The following is a 16,099-nucleotide window of genomic DNA, read 5'->3' as shown; positions in this document are numbered from 1 at the left end:
CGAAACAGAACATTGTGTGCGGCATGTGGCAGGACATCAATGGCCGCATCTGGAACGACGGCTCCGCTGACAACCTGCCGTACATCAAAGTTGACGCCTATCCCGATTGCACCCGCCTCGAAGATGTTGGCGTGCGTGTCATCGAATGCGTCGAAAGCTGATCCATTTGGGCGGCTGATCTCTTGGTCGCCTGTTCCTAAATTTTGCCAAAGGAGACCCTCTTATGGCTATCGTTACCGGAAAGTCCAATCTGATCCACGACTACCTCGATCCTGACAGTTATGCGCCAGACCCCATTTTGGCACGCGGCCGGGCAATCTTTGTGACCGGACTGCTTGCCTGTTTGGTGGATGACAGCAACACCTCAATGTATCGGATTGCAGATTTGCCATCCGACTGCATCCTTCTCCCTGACACGTTCTTTGACGTGGAAAACTGGGGCTTTGCGCAGGTGGTGATCGGAACCAAAACCGACACGGATGCCTTGGTGGATCAAACCAAAGCAACTGAGACCATCGTGACGCCGATTGCACAGGGCGACGCCAATCATGGCAAGCGGCTCTGGGAAGTTTTGGGTCTCGCTGAAAATCCCAAAGGCATGATTTCGATTTATGTCCATGCGGAAGCGGATGCGACCGGGGCGGGATCGATGCCGTTCCAAATCGCCTACCTCTACAACTAACCCTACCGCTGCGCGATGGCTGGCTTAAGTCCGGCCATCGCTCTCACTCCCAAATCATCAGGCACTCAGTCATATGGCAACCCCGATCGCAGCATCGACCATCGCAGCAGAGGCCTTTCGTATGATGGAGCTTTCGCCGCTCTCGTCATTTGCAGACGACAGTCAACAAGCAGCGGCGGCGGCAGAGCAATATCCACATGCGCTTGACATATGCTTGCAGTCTTATGATTGGTCCTTTGTTCGGCGCACGGCACAGCTCGCATTGGTGTCTGATTTGCCAGAAGAGTGGATCACAGACCCGGACTTGCCATACCTCTACGCCTTGCCAGGTGATTGTGTGCAGCTTTTGCTTGTCGTGGATCAGGACGCTGATTGGCGTCGTGAGGAAAATTACATCCGTGCAGATGTCGAAACGGGCTTGGTCGTTCGCTACTCACGCCGGATCACAAACGAAAAGCTTCTGCCATCGACATTCCAAACATTTGTCTCTGCCCAACTTGCCGCCCTTTTGGCTCCGGGCCCTGGATTTTTACGCCGCACGGAAAAGATCGATCGCATCGAGGCAAAGCTCGCGACACTCAAGCAGACGGCCATCGACAACGACAGCTATTCGGCTTCGGCGTCTCGTCTTGACGATCTTCCACAGTCCACAGATTGGGTAATGGAGGCGCTGCGGTGACACGTCAATTTAAACCACAGGTCAGCTTTAACTCGGGTGAAGTCTCCCCGCTCTTGTATGGGCGCAATGATTACAAGCGCGTGCGCACCGGCGTGCGCGAAATGCGTGGGTTTATCCCCTTGCGGGAGGGTGGTTTTACGCGCGCACCAGGTACGATTTTTCGCGGCTATACAAAAGACAACGCCGCCGCGCGGCTTTTGCCGTTCGAGTTCAACGCCAATGACAGTCTCAATTTGGAGTTCACCAATGAGACCATGCGCGTTTGGCGCTATGGTGAATTGGTTGAGCTGGATGGTTCCGCCTATGAATTGACCGTACCGTATGGTGAAGCGGACCTTGATGCGATTTGGCCACTGCAATCCTCTGATGTGATCTATCTCGCCGATGGATCTGGACCCTTGCAAAAGCTGTCCCGCTATGCGCTCAACAATTGGACGATCAATGACTGGGTGCTCGACACTGGCCCTTTCAGGGTTCAGAACCTAGACGAAGACATCACGATCCAATGCTCTGCATCGACAGGAACAATCACGCTCACAGGCAGCGGAGATCCATTTGAAGTAAGTCAGGTTGGATCGCTGATTTTGCTCAAGCCAACCAACATCACGGAAATACCGCTTTGGTCTTCAAATACAGCCGCCCAGATCGGTAACTATTTTCGCTATGACGAAAATATTTATCAGATCACCGCAGGCAAGACCAACGGTGATGGCATTTTTGACACCACCACAGGCACAACTGTAAATACAGGCGTTTCACCACCGATCCATTCTTACGGTGAGATGATGTATGACTTTAATACAAAAATCACATGGAAATATATTTCTGATCTTGTCGGGATCGTGCGCATCACAAGCGTGTCCGACGAAAATTCAGCAATCGCAGAAGTCATTAAAACTGTGCCGGAACCCTGTGTCACCGATCCAACCTATCGGTGGTCTGAAGGCGCTTGGTCAGTAAAATATGGCTATCCCAGAACAATTGAAATCATCAAACAACGTTTTGCCGCAGCGGCTACGCGGTCTGAGCCCAGAACACTTTGGTTTTCAACCATCGGCGATTTTAACGACTTTCTCCCATCGATCGAGCCGGATGAAGCCTTTGCCTATGCCATTGATGGCTCTGAGGGCCAGAATGGCATTCAATGGCTGCGTCGATCGAGAAAAGGTATTTATATCGGTACGCTTGGTGAAGTGGTGCGCGGCTTTTCAAGCCAGGTTGGACAGGCCATTGGTATTTCAACATTTGACACAGATGTGGAAGGCACCAATGGATCAATCGCGCATCGGCCAATTTCACCATTTGGCTATCCAATCTACATCACGGCTGATGCAACGCGTGTCGAAGAGTTGCGCTATTCATTTGAAGTTGAAGGCGGTCTACCCGTCGATCTGACTGTGCCGGCTGCACATATCGGAGCCGCCGGTTTAAGTGAGATTGTCTGGCAGTCAAACCCTTTGGGATTGGCGTGGTTGCGCCGAGATGACGGCGATCTGGTTCTGATGCTCTACAATCAATCGGAAGAGGTTTTAGGCTGGTCCATTGTCTCTTTGGCAGGAGGGTTCGTTGAAAGCTTTTCCGTGACGTCATCGTCAGATGGAAAGCGGGATATTCTCACCATGGTTGTTAAGCGGACAATCAATGGTGAAGTTGTCAGGATGATCGAAGAGCAGGCTATCGTTTACGGTGCCTTGCCCGGAGATGACCCTATTCATGAAGCCAACCATCTATTTGCCTCAAAGGTCTTCGATCTTGCGGAGCCCACTGATACTTTTGACATTTCCCATTTGATCGGTGAGGAAGTTTATGCATGGACTGATAACGGACAGTTCGGGCCAATTACTGTGCCCGAAAGTGGCGAAATTACACTAGAATCATCGGTCTCATACGCCATTATTGGCCTATTTGATCAGACACACTTCGTTGATCTTTTTGAGCCATCCGTTGAAGAAAAAGAGGGTGATGCGCGAGGCATGGGCAAGTCTATCGCCTCGAATGGTGGTATTGTCTTGCATCGTACTGCCGCCGGATATGTGCGCGGTGTCGAGCGCCATTTTGGCCAAGAGCCTATGCTCAATCCACGCCAACCTCTGTTTGATGTCGGTGTCGCCGCAAACCTCACAACAGCCTATTCCGGTGTCACCAATATCTCGGCATTCACAGGAATGTCAGACGAGGCAAGTTATCGGTTTGAGCCCTTTGGCGGCGCACCTATGACTGTGCTTGCTATTGTTTCCCCTGTTGAAACGGGAGGTGCATAATGTGCCTTCCTGCTCTTTTACCACTGGTTGGAGGCACCGCAACCGCAGCCGGTGCAACGGCAGCGGCTGCTACAACAGGCCTAACTCTTCAGGGCATAGGCACTGCCCTGGCTGTGGGCGGCTCGATTGCACAAGGTATTTCCAGCTATAAGGCAGCAAAAACAAATGCTGCGCTGGTCGGACAACAGCGAGACACCGATCGTCTTTTGACGGCCCAAAAAGAGCTGCGCACCCGCCGCAAATTCAAAACTGAAATGCGCCGACAAGTTGCTGAACTGGCAGATCGCGGTGTTTCGATCGACAGCCCCTCGGCCATCCTTCTTGGCCAAGAAGCCGCATCAGAAATGAGTTTTCAAAGCCAGTCTGTGCGCCAGGACGGATTGGCCCGCGATCAAGAGCTATCAGCGCAACAAAGCGCCTACCGATCCCAAGCCATGTCGTCACTTTTGAAGGGCGGCATGGGGGCGGCAGGCACACTTTTGACCGCTGCCCCAGACCTATGGCCTAATCTTGGGGATGCAGCATGAGCCAGCTCACCATACCCACCGCAGGCATTGATCCCGGTCGCAGTGCAGACGTCCGCGTTCAGGCATCCGATGCGGGCGCTTCCGTTGCACAATTCGGCAATGTCATGGCTGATGTCGGGGCCAAGTTGGAGACGGACCGCCTACAGCGGGAAATGAACCGATTGGGTGTCGATCTTACGCGCGACATGAACAATCTATCGCTTGAAATGGCGCAAATCGGCGATCCTGATACGCTCGAAACTACATTCCAGAGCCGCATCGCCGAGCTGAGAAAAACCTATATTAATGGCGCAACTGAAACGGGCCGCCCGCGTGTTGATCCGCGCAACGCCGAACAATTTAATCTCGCTTTTGACGAGCTGCGCAATCGCCATGAGCTTAATATCGGTCAACAAGCGCTGGCCGGGAAGTTCGCTCAACGTGAGGCGACATATTTCGACTATGTCCATACCGCAACTGCGGCGGCGGCCACAGCGGACCCGGAAACCCGTGACGCTTATTTTGAGCAAGGCTCCAAACAAATTGATGAGCTTGAAGCCGCAGGGGTCATCGATGCGGCAGAAGCACAAAAGCGCCGCCTATCTTTGCAATCCGGAATGGATGCAGCCGCCGCATTGCGCATGCTCGATGAGGATCCAAATGATTTTCTCGATGCCCTTGATGCAGGTGAGTTTTCCGGGCTGGACGGAGAGGAGCAATCGCGCTTTCGGGTCAGTGCCAATGCCAAAATTGCCGCCGCTGATGCCAAGGCGGTCAAGGACGCTGAGATTGCCGCCAGCACGGCGGAGAAAGCTGTCACCGATCGCCTGAAGCAAATGGCGGGGATCTGGTCACTTGGTCAGCGCAGTGCTGATGAGGATGCATTTTTGGCGCGTGCCGATGTTCAGGCCAATCCCTACTTTTCCGAAGCCATGGCGCAGCGTGAGCTTTTGATCGAAAAGCCGCAGCTCGACATGATGACACCCGCCCAGCTTCAGGATGCCGTTGACGAAGAAAAAAACCGCCCAAAAGTATACAAATATCAGGCCGAACGCCTGGCACTTTTGGAAACCAAACTGGATGCTGAGGAAAAGGCCTGGGCGGCTGATCCGATTGCACACGCCCGCGAAAAAGGTCTGCCTGTACCAGAGCTTCCAGAGTTTGATCCCACCAATCCACAAGAGTTTGGCGCGGCGCTGTCCCAGTTTCGCGGCACCTCCGCCGCCCTGGTCAAAAACGGTTGGACAGAGACCGATGCGGTGTTTGACCAGGCCACAACCAAACAGCTCAGAAAAACCATATCGGACACCAAAGACCCCGACGCCCGCGCCACTTTGGCGGGTGTCGTCGCGGCCACCCTTGGTGATCGACCGGACGTGATGGACCTCGTCAGTGACGATCCTGTGTTCCGCTGGGTCGGTGGTCTTATGAACGCCAAGGGCTCCCAGGCGATTGCCAGCGAAATCATGGTCGGCCAACAAACAATCGATGCCGGCACCGTGATCCTTCCGCCCGCGAAAGACAGATTGCAGCCGACGTTTGATGTCGTCGAAGATCTCTTTGTCGACATTCCGGGTGGTGCTGACATTCAAGCCCAGGCGATGGCGGCGGCGGATGCGCTTTATGCGGCCAGATCGGGACGTGTCGATCCGGCGGGAAACATTGATGAAAAGCTTTATCAGCAGAGCCTGCACGAAGTTCTCGGCGGCACTGGGAGCTATGACAGCAGGGGGGCAGCGGGTGGATTACAGCAGGTCAACGACGAGCTGACGATGTTGCCGCAGGGTGTTAAGGCGCAACAGGTCGAGACGGCTCTGTCGCGCATTGGTGTAGTTCGGACAACTGAGACGAAAAGACCGAGTTTTACCACTGATCAAGATCAACTGACCACAAACCTTGCGGCGATTTCTACGTCAGGCCGCCCGCCTTTGATCAATGGATCTGCAATCACAGAGGATACGCTTGCGCAAATGAACCTGCGCGCGGTCGGCGATGGTGTCTATGAGTTCTTTTACACCAGTAATTCCGGCCAGATCCTTGTCCCGGAAACTGAAGATGGCGAACGCTATCAGTTTTCCATGAGCAAACTTTTGAAGTGAGAGCGTCAATGACATTTTTCCTTCAAGCCGCAGAAGGTGAGCAGCCCGCCGACACGATGGCGACTGATATCCCAACGCCTGGTGATCGCTTTTCGGCGTCTTTCCGGTCGCAACGTCTCACCCGCGATCAATGGATGCAGGTCGACCAAACGCGCAATGCAGTTTTGGATGATATGCTTGCGCAAATCGGCGGCGTCGATGTGCCACTGGCAAGCCCCACCGGAAGACCATATCCATCAACAAAACAATATCAGATCCGCCGCGATGCCGCCTTTGCCAAAGTCACCCAAGCGCGCGACGAGAGCGTCAGCGCCTTTGCCGATCTGCCAGGCTCAAAGGATGAATTTGAGCGTCAGGTGACGGAACGTCTGCGCGCAGAATATGAAGATCAACAGGCGATTTTGGGCTCTGCACCAAATGGAAGCTGGGGCCCAGAGTTGGCCGGGTCTTTGGCGGCTGATTTTACTGATGAGCAAACGCTTGCCTCGCTGCCCTTTGGCGCGCCGGGCCGCGTGGGCGTTTTAACCACAATGGCAATTGAGGGTGTGGTCGGTGCAGCATTTGAGGGGATGGCCGCCACAGAGCGCTCTATTCCCATGGCAGACCGTTTGGGCATTGAGCGCCCGAATGTGGCGACAGACATGGCCACCGCCGGCTTGATGTCGGCAGGTCTCGGCGGAGCATTGGCCGGAGGCGTGCGTTTTCTCGAATACCGCAAATCTCGCCATGCCGGAGCTGGTGAAAGTGCCCCGGAAGGCGTTTCCCAGATCGACACGGCCACGTCTATCGATGCGGCACAAGAGACGCTTGAAACGGGCAAGCCTTTGGACACGGTCATTGCATCAAAGCAATCTGGCTCAGGACCAGAGACACCCCCAAATTTACCGGATGCGCCGGAAAACTGGCAAGCCATCCGTGGCGGCATTTTTGCCGGCGAAAGTGGTGGAGATTATGAGGCCCTGTTTGGATATTCAAATCGCGCCGGCGGTCCATTTGACGGCGTCAAACTCACAGATATGACCGTCGATCAAGCAATTGAATTTTCCAATCCTAATGGCCCCTACGCGCAGTGGGTCAAGGGGCAGGTTGGCCGCGTCGCAACACCGATGGGAGCTTATCAGATCGTCGGCACCACTCTAAAATCCGCCAAGCGCGGCCTCGGTTTGACTGGCAATGAAATCATGACGCCCGCTCTCCAAGAAAAACTTGGGCAGTGGATTTATCGTCGTCAGGGCACAGCCGCCTGGCAGGGATATCGTGGTCCCCGCGCAGATTGGACACCAGATCGATCGCAAACCTCGCGCGGCTATACAGGCAGCGGACAGGTGCGCGCCGGAGATGATATCACCATCGATGTCAAATATGAGGTGGTTGACGCCTCATTTCTCAAACGCGCCGGTGGCGACTTGCAGCCTCGTGACAGATCGCGCGGCACATCGGATGCGTGGATCGCGGACACGGCCGCCCGTCTTGATCCTGCCCTTTTGATGCCGGCCAGCACCGCAGATCGCGGTACGCCCATCGTTGGTCCTGACGGTATCATTGAAAGCGGCAATGGACGGTTTGGCGCGATTGAGCGCGCCTATGAGCAATTCCCCGATCGCGCCGCAGAATATCGCAGCCAAATCGAAACCGCGGGCTTCGTGGTGCCTGAGGGCATTGAGCGCCCGGTTTTGATTGCACGGCGGACCTCTACCCTCGATGACGCAGGGCGGCGCGATTTCGTGGTCGCCGCCCAAGACAGCGGTGTCGCCCGTATGACGCCAACAGAAATCGCCCGCACAAGCGCGCGCGCCATGAGTGCCGACCGTCTGGCCCTGTTCGATCCGGCATTGGGTGTATCCGATCCCGGCAATGGCGGCTTTGTCCGCTCTGTTCTGAGCGCCTTGCCGCGCTCAGAGCGCAACGCGATGTTTGATGCCGCAGGCGCGCTCAATGCCGAAGGAAAACGCCGGTTGAGCGGAGCCTTTTTTGCCCGCGCCTGGGAGGCCCCGGATCTGATCGAACGCTTTGCCGAACTTGAGGATGCGGGCGAGCTTAAAAGCCTGATGACGGCATTGGACCGGTCCGCCCCTGAGTGGGCCACCTTGCGGGCCGAGATCGAGGCGGGGCAGGTGGTCGAGAGTTTTGATCTGTCCGGTTTTGTCACCGATGCGATGCGGATGATCTCAAACGCCCGTGAGGCCGCAGGGCAGGGGCAAGGCGTAGCTTCGATCATATCTGAGATGCTGGACGACATCGATCTGTTGGAAGGCCCTGTGCCGCCGCTCACCGTGCGTCTGGTGAAACAGTTCTATCCGGACGGCCGTGCGGCATCTGCGGACAGTGTGACGAGTTTCTTGACGTCTTATGCGCGCGAGGCGCGGCAAGTGGGCAAAACAGGCGATCTGTTGGGCGGCACGCCGCATGACGTCCTGTCCCGCCTCGATGCGCGATTTGCCGATCTGCCCGATGATCTTGGCCGGCCACGCGGGACAACGGTTCCGCCAATGATTGAGCCGATGGAGATTTCCGTTGATCTGCCCGATTTGGCCGATCTCGACACAGCCGTGATCCGCGCCGAAATGGAGAGCGATGACATCGGCCGCGCCTTTCTCGATGCTGAAATCACCTTTGAAGACGGCACCCGTGCCAGCGCCCGCGAAATCCTTGACGATCTGGATCAGGATCGGGCGCTGATCGAGGCTGTGAACACATGTTACCTTCAGGGGGCCAGCGCATGAGTAATATTGCAGATTGCATTGCGGGCGCGGTAAAAGCAGGACAGCTTGACCCAGCCCGTGCCAATGAGGCTCGACGCAATTTCGAACAGCTTCGCGACCGGTATCGCACGACGATGCCCCTTGCGCAGGCTGAGGCCGCCGCCGCCGCAGATCTGAAAGAGGCAACTGATGCTCTGTCGCGGCGGCGGTTCCATGCCGTTGTCAATCAGCTCCAAACAATGCGGCGGCTGAAAAATGCCATTGAAACAGCAGATGACCCAGGCGCAGCTTTGCGCAATCTTTTAGAATTTTCCGACGGATCAGGTTATCGCGGCGAAAGTGTGCGCTCCATTCGCGAAGGCTATGAGGCGCAAATCAATGCGACTTTGCATGAGGTTTTGCAAGAAACTGGCCTGAATGTTGTCGGATCATCACGCAATATCGCCAGATTTGAAAATGTCATCCGCGAACTTCATGGTGAGACCTCGGGAGACTTGCGCGCCGCCGATTTGGCGAAGGCTGTGCGCAAGGCGCAAGATCGGATGCGGCGCGCGTTTAATGCCCATGGCGGCGCAATTGGAGAGCTGGATAACTACGGCGTGCAACACAGGCACGATGTTGTGCAGCTGCGCAAGGCTGGATTTGAAGCGTGGCGCGCTGATATCGAAGGGCGGATTGCCTGGGACAAGATCGATGATGTGACCACAGGTAAGCCCTTTGCCGCAAACGCTGGTGATGTTCCGGCGCGCGCCCGTACAGACCGCTTTTTGCGCGATGTATTTGAGGGCATCACAACGCGCGGTTGGTATGACAAAGACCCAACGATGAGTGTGGGCGGTAAAGCACTTTACAATCAGCGTGCCGATGCCCGCGTCCTGCACTTCAAAGACGGATCAAGCTGGCTTGAATACAACAAGAAATATGGTGCCTCTGATCCCTTCTCAGCCATGATCGACGGCGTGCATGGATTGGCGCGCGACGTGGCCTTGATGCGTGTCCTTGGGCCGAACCCTCGGATGGGTCTCGAATACGCCATACAAGTGGCTCAAAAACGCGTGGAGACAGCCGCAGCCCTGGCAAAGACCGCCTCCGAGCTGAAGGCGGCAAGCAAGCTGGCCGAACGGGTCAATACACAAAGCAAACGCGCCAAGGCGATGTTGGCGCATTTGAATGGCGATGCGAATATTCCAGAAAGTGCAGCCTGGGCCAGTTTCTTTTCTGGCACGCGATCTGTTTTGACATCGATGCAGCTTGGCTCTGCCGTAGTGTCGTCCGTTACTGATTTAGCCACCATCCGCATGGCTGCCAAAATTGTCGGCATCAAGCCGCGCAATGTTTTGTCGCGCAGTGCACAGCTTACGGCCAGCCGTGCAACGAGGGAGACGGCCGCCCGTATGGGATATGTCGCGAGTGCGCTCGCGGATGCCGGCGGCGGGTCATCGCGGTATTTTGGACAGTTGTTTGGCACCGGTCTGCCTGAGCGGTTGGCCGGCTTTACGTTGCGCGCCTCTGGCCTCAGCTGGGTCACGGATATGCGTCGCATCGCCTTTAAAATGGAATTCTCCGGTTATCTCGCCGAGAATGCCGATCGCGCCTTCGATAAGATCGATGACAGCCTGCGCCGGATTTTGGATGAACGCGGGATCACCGCCGCAGATTGGGATGTGTTGCGTGACCCCGCGGTGCGTTTTTCTGATCCTTCCAGCGGTGCAGATTTCATATCCCCGATGTATTTTCTGGAAAATCAGACATCGATCTCTCGGGCTGAAGCTGAGGGTCTTGCTGTGCGGCTTGAGGCCATCATGCAAGAACAGCTTGAATATGCAGTGCCATCTGCAAGCGTAGAAGGTCGTGCCATGTTGCAGGGGACCGCCGCACCGGGATCTGTCAGCGGTGAGTTAGCGCGCAGTTTCATGAGCTATAAGAGCTTTTCCATCTCTCTCACTCTTGGCCAAATTCGTCGTTGGAAAACCCTTCCTGGTCCCATGGCTAAAGCCAAATATGCGGCAGAGATGAGCGCGTCTCTCTTAATTTTGGGCGGTTTGGCCGTGCAGCTCAAAGAGCTGACAAAAGGCAATGATCCGCGCCCAATGGATGATGGAAAATTCTGGATGGCCGCCATGATGCAGGGTGGTGGACTTGGGATATTCGGAGATTTCTTTGCGGCTGAAACGAGCCGAATGGGGGGCGGTATTGGTGAAACAATTGCCGGGCCGGTCTTCGGACTTGCCGGCGATGTGATTGGCCCCATTGCCTCAAATGCGGCCCGTGTTGCCGATGGTAAAGATCCCTTGATTGGTCGTGACATTGCAAATTTCGCGGGTCGCAATACCCCAGTTGCATCAAGCCTTTGGTATGCCCGCGCCGCCTATGACCGCATTGTGGCCGACACATTGCAGCGTTGGCTTGATCCTGAAGCTGAAACCCTTTGGCGTCGCCAAGAACGTCGCCGGCAACAAGACTATGGCAATGCCTCCTGGTGGCAGCGTGGCGACATGCTCCCATCACGCGCACCTGATCTCAACAACGCTTTCGGAGGACCCGAATGACAACTGAAACCTTCAACCCTCCTGCGCCATATGTGATTGATGGAATTGGCCCTTATCCCGTAGGGCACGAATACAACGAAGGCGCTCTGACTTGCATCATTGACTTAAATGGTGTCCTTACAGAGCTGAGCTCCGTTGACTTTTCAGCCTCCCCAACGGCGAGTGAAACCTCAGGAAATGTTTATTTGTCAGAGGCAATCTCTGCCGCATATGACATGGGCCATCTATATATCATCAGAAATACCAATGCGGAACAGGGCTGGGTTGGCGTTGGCGGTGCCCGCGAGGTTTCACTTGAAAAGCAAGTGGATCGACTTTCTCGGGCAGTACAGGAGATCCAAAACCAAATGACACGCACTTTTCGCGTGCCATTCAACCTCCCTACCATTAACTTTTTCGTTGACGATGCTGCTGAGAGAGCTGGCCGCGTTATTATTTGTGATGAGGATGGAAATCCGAAGGCAGGTCCGACCGGCGCCGATATTGAAAACGCTCAAACATACGCCGCAGAAGTAGCTGACATTGCTGCGCAGTTTGGGGACGTAGCGGGTGCTATTGATGCGGCAGAAGCAGCACAAGACAAGGCCGAACAGTGGGCCGAGAACCCAGAGGATGTTGAGGTCGATCCGGGGCAGTATTCGTCCAAGCACCATGCGGCTAAGTCGTCGGCATCAGCCGTAAGCGCCTCTTCGGCGGAAACTAATGCAGCGGTATCTGCAAGTAATGCTGAAAATTCGGCTGATTTTGTCTACGACACCGTGCAGGTGGGTGATAGACAGTATTCATCATGGTCGGGCTTTTCACTTACCTCAGCGTTAGCGGGTGAGTGGGCATTTGTCGATGACACGGATACTGGCACACACATTGATCCTATACTTGGCGGGCCAGATCCCGTCCCAAATGCTGGCTACTACCAATTTGCAGCTGATGGATTAGCATCAGCGCAGGCGCAGTGGATGCGTGGGACCGGGCTGGCGGGTAAGGCAGACAAAACAGCGAACGCGGCGAGTGCCGTGTGGCGCGCCGATGTGTCGGGAACAGCAAATGCAATTATCCTGACGCTCACAGATTGCGATCTGACAAATGCGCAAATTCTAGCCGCAAGAACTCGCATCATCTTTACGCCGACCGCTGCGAACACGGCTGCGCCGACTGCGACGGTGGCCGGTGTGACGTGGTCTTTGCTTGATTACACAGGCGGTGCGATGAAGGGGGGTGAAATTCAGCCAGGTAAGTCTATGATCATTCGGCCAAATTTGCCGGGTGCGGCATTCATCGTGGAGTTCAATGCGGCGGACGTTTCTACGATCAATAAACACGTCGCGCGCTCAACGTCTGTGACGTACTCGACCGATGGGACATTTGACATTTACACGCTGACCACGCCACGGCCTGTCAGCGCGACTGATGGCACCCTTGTGGCGTTTCAGGTGCCACAGGCCAATACCGGACGAGCCAAAGTGGTCCTAAATGGGTCCGCCAACGAGTGCCTGTACGGAGCGGAGGAGTATTTTGCCGGTGGTGAATTTAAGACCCAAAGGCATGTCTTACTGCGATTTTCTGGTGCGCCTAGAAACGCGTGGGGGCTTATAGCTTCTGGCGTCACCACTGCTGATTTGGCCGCTGTCATTGCAGACACCATTTCAAATTCGGACCGCATCGCGTTGCTGGAGGCGATAGCTGGCATTGGCAATTTTGCAGCCGAGGCACGGGTCTTGACCGCCAAAATTATGGGCGTTAACCCACTTGACGCTGCTTGGCCCGCTGATCCTCGCAACCCGGTCAATTTTTATACGTGGAACGATGGAGTGCGCACAAAAGCAACGGCGCGCACAATCAAAATTGGGGCGGCAGGGGATTCTATTGACACTGGTGCGGTAGCGGAGGGCGGTGCTGCCGGGCCTTACGCGCCCGTGCAGCTATTGGCCGACCGTGCGAACGACACTTTCAGTCTTATGCAGAACGTCGAATTTGCGGTCGATATGAAGGCAGTCGGAGGCGCATTTATCTCGGAGTTTCTGGCTCAAATTCAGGACACAATTGAAACGGACCACGACGCTTGGATGGGTTTCAACACTATGAACTCGGGTGGCAAAACAGATATGAATGGACAATCTGGCTATCCGTCTATGCCGCAAGATTTGTTGGAAATTGTTGCCGAAATTCGCGGTCGCGGCGGCATGCCATTCCTGTCTACGACTGAACATCCGCATTTGGCGCGCGGTGGCGCACAAGATTTCCCAGACACACACCGGCAATATTGGCCCTATCTGAGCTATTCCGTAACGACGACCCACGCCTTCGACGCGGTTGCGAATACGATTTCAGGGCCATTTGAGACCTACTCTTTTGGCGGTGAGCTTATTGGCGTCGGATCTCGCTTGTCTGTGGCAACAGGCGACTGTGCGGGCACATATACAGTGACTGCGAGATCAGGAGGCACGGTCACAGTCGCAGAAGCAATCCCGGTCACAGCATCCTACTCCGTCCTTGTGCGCATGGTCGAACTGGATGAGGAAACGACAATCTGGCCTCCAGATAGCGACAGCGTGGTCATACGCGATTGGACAGGTAACGGCATCCCTGTTCCGGGGCTGCGCACATATGGGTATCTCAACACCTCCACACGTCTTGCAGCGAAGTTGTTGGATGCCGCACTGTTCGACATCGAAAAAGCCACATTTGCCTATGTGCTCGAACCGGCTTGGGCCACTGGGTCCTATGATCAAAACACGCTCTATGACGTGCTCTACGGTCCAGTGGCCTACAATCACAAACTGGCGGAGCATTACACCAACATCAATGGCCGGGTGATGGCAAAGCTGATCCGCCACATTGAGGCGGGCACACTCGAACACAACCGGGTGATTTGGTGATGGTTTTTTTACTAAAATCCGTGTGGGGGTAAAATGACAAAATTTGAGGCACAAATGACCAAAGCAACAAACGCCCTATCCGTCGGTGGAGTGACGCTTCCGGCGTGGTGGCCAACTCTGGATCATGCAAGTACGGTCGCGGTTAAGATGGTGCCGATCCTGTCGGCGCTGTGGCTCATCATGCAGATGTACGTTTTCGCGCGCAAACAGTGGCGGGCCTATCGCAAGGACGAGGGTGGCGCAGTTGGTAAGCGCGGTGTCGGTTTGATCGTAGGTGGCATTCTCACGGCCACGCTTGCCAGCGGACAGTGGGCCTATACGTCCGCGTGGGAAGGCTATGAAAACTGCGTCTATCTGGACAGCGGCGGCTACCCGACTGTTGGCGTCGGTCACATGGACCCATCGCTTAAGCTCGGTGAGTGCTATTCTAACGACCAGATCGAGGCGTGGTTCTGGGAAGATATGGAGCGTAAGGTTGACCGACCTATGAGCCGCTGCATCACCAACCAAAGCCTATCTGAGAATACTGTCATGGCGGTGCGCGACTGGACTTTCAATGTCGGAGCAGGGGCGGCGTGTGGCTCAACGCTTGTGCGCCTTTTGAATGCCGGAAAGCTGCGGCAGGCATGTGAGCAAATGCCGCGATGGGTATTCGTCAAGGGCATCATGATCCGCGGACTTGAGAACCGCCGCTGGCGTGGATTGCCAGGTATGCCCCCTTCCAACCGTGCGCTTTGTTTGTCGGGACTGTAATGCAAAAACTCGCCATATACGCCCTAATTGCCTGTCTGGTCCTCGGTGGATGGGCGTGGTGGCTACAATCGCGCAATGCAGCCCTGAGCGCCGATTTGGCGCAGTCTGAGGCATCCCGCACGGCACAGACCGCCGTGTCATCAATTCTCGGCAATGCGCTGGTCCAAACACGAGTGCGTGCTGCCGAGTTTTCTGCGCTCTATGAGGAGCTTTCGAATGTCAAAGATGATGACACTTGTCGCAGCCCTGCTATCGGTGCCGCTGTTGATCTCCTGCGGGCACGTCGCGCCGCGCATTGAGATTGACCGGGCCGCGCTTGAGCTTGGTCCAAAGCCCACCCTTCCAAGCGGATCAAACCGATCTGTTGCGGCATATTTGATCGCTGCCGAAGAGTGGATGGAAGCCGCAGATGGCACACATGATGCTACGCTTGATGTGCTGTGTGAGTTGGCGGAGTGCATAGTGAACTGAATATGGCGCGCGCGTGGTTATTCGATTTGACCTGCCCAGAATGTCACCCACCACCTGCGGCTGTCAAATGACAGAATTTCATGCGCAAGGGCGGCTTGCTTTGGATCATAAATCATTACATTTGCGTTGCCATTTGCGATCGGAGCCTGACCGTTATGCCCGCAGCAACACGCGACCGTTTTAACGCCCGCCTCCCAAAGCTTCTCCATCATATCGGCGATACAATCATCAACGCAGACTGTTTCTCGGGTGCTTTCTGGAAAATACTTGCGGTATGGCAAGATGCGCTCAGGGATGGATCCGGTAAGGTACTCTGAGCCATTGTAAGATCGACATTCACACATCTATTTTCACCTCTATCATTGTGCATTCGCAGTTTGAGCATTCGAGCCGTGGTATTTCGGACGCACCAACCTTGACCACTTTGAACGTAGCGCAATCGCACTCAGTGCATCGTAAAAGACGCCGATGATCGCGGCTCACACCTCGAAATTTTTCAACCTGTGCCATGGGGCCCTCCT

At 55.3% G+C, this 16,099-nt stretch carries 11 protein-coding genes; all 11 read left to right on the top strand.

The window, feature by feature from the left end; translation table 11 throughout:
* Positions 1–23: 23 nt before the first annotated feature.
* The 11 genes from C8029_RS22240 (at position 24) to C8029_RS04030 (ending at position 15,578) form a co-directional block, all read left to right on the top strand.
* Positions 24–161 (top strand): hypothetical protein, encoded by a 138-nt coding sequence (locus C8029_RS22240; protein ID WP_226946219.1) that lies wholly within the window; start codon positions 24–26, stop codon positions 159–161.
* Between the two features lie 62 nt (positions 162–223).
* Positions 224–682 carry a hypothetical protein gene (locus C8029_RS04075; protein WP_152002293.1) on the top strand — a complete coding sequence of 153 codons (459 nt, stop codon included), beginning with the start codon at positions 224–226 and terminating at the stop codon, positions 680–682.
* 121 nt (positions 683–803) lie between these two features.
* Complete coding sequence (locus C8029_RS04070) at positions 804–1,361, top strand: phage connector family protein (RefSeq protein ID WP_152002292.1); 558 nt, start codon at positions 804–806, stop codon at positions 1,359–1,361.
* Positions 1,358–3,622: a phage tail protein gene (locus C8029_RS04065; RefSeq protein WP_152002291.1), complete on the top strand. Its 2,265-nt coding sequence runs from the start codon at positions 1,358–1,360 to the stop codon at positions 3,620–3,622. The genes C8029_RS04070 and C8029_RS04065 overlap by 4 nt, the downstream gene beginning before the upstream one ends.
* Positions 3,622–4,149, top strand: coding sequence for a hypothetical protein (locus C8029_RS04060; protein WP_152002290.1), 528 nt, complete (start codon positions 3,622–3,624; stop codon positions 4,147–4,149). Before C8029_RS04065 ends, C8029_RS04060 begins: the two co-directional genes overlap by 1 nt.
* Complete coding sequence (locus C8029_RS04055) at positions 4,146–6,227, top strand: hypothetical protein (protein WP_152002289.1); 2,082 nt, start codon at positions 4,146–4,148, stop codon at positions 6,225–6,227. The genes C8029_RS04060 and C8029_RS04055 overlap by 4 nt, the downstream gene beginning before the upstream one ends.
* A gap of 8 nt (positions 6,228–6,235) precedes the next feature.
* Positions 6,236–8,950 (top strand): hypothetical protein, encoded by a 2,715-nt coding sequence (locus C8029_RS04050; protein ID WP_152002288.1) that lies wholly within the window; start codon positions 6,236–6,238, stop codon positions 8,948–8,950.
* The gene (locus C8029_RS04045) at positions 8,947–11,478 is read left to right on the top strand and encodes a hypothetical protein (RefSeq protein WP_152002287.1); all 2,532 of its coding nucleotides are present in this window, start codon (positions 8,947–8,949) and stop codon (positions 11,476–11,478) included. Before C8029_RS04050 ends, C8029_RS04045 begins: the two co-directional genes overlap by 4 nt.
* On the top strand, positions 11,475–14,354 hold the full coding sequence (locus C8029_RS04040; RefSeq protein ID WP_152002286.1) for a hypothetical protein: 2,880 nt from the start codon (positions 11,475–11,477) through the stop codon (positions 14,352–14,354). The genes C8029_RS04045 and C8029_RS04040 overlap by 4 nt, the downstream gene beginning before the upstream one ends.
* Positions 14,355–14,408: 54 nt before the next feature.
* Positions 14,409–15,107, top strand: coding sequence for a glycoside hydrolase family protein (locus C8029_RS04035; protein ID WP_193217583.1), 699 nt, complete (start codon positions 14,409–14,411; stop codon positions 15,105–15,107).
* Between the two features lie 216 nt (positions 15,108–15,323).
* Positions 15,324–15,578, top strand: a complete 255-nt coding sequence (locus C8029_RS04030) for a hypothetical protein (RefSeq protein ID WP_152002284.1) — start codon at positions 15,324–15,326, stop codon at positions 15,576–15,578.
* Positions 15,579–16,099 lie beyond the last annotated feature (521 nt).

The organism is Roseobacter sp. TSBP12 (assembly GCF_009129705.1).
Classification (GTDB): domain Bacteria; phylum Pseudomonadota; class Alphaproteobacteria; order Rhodobacterales; family Rhodobacteraceae; genus Celeribacter; species Celeribacter baekdonensis_A.
The sequence above is the reverse complement of the archived record's forward strand: the minus strand, read 5'-3'. Positions and strand labels throughout refer to the sequence as shown.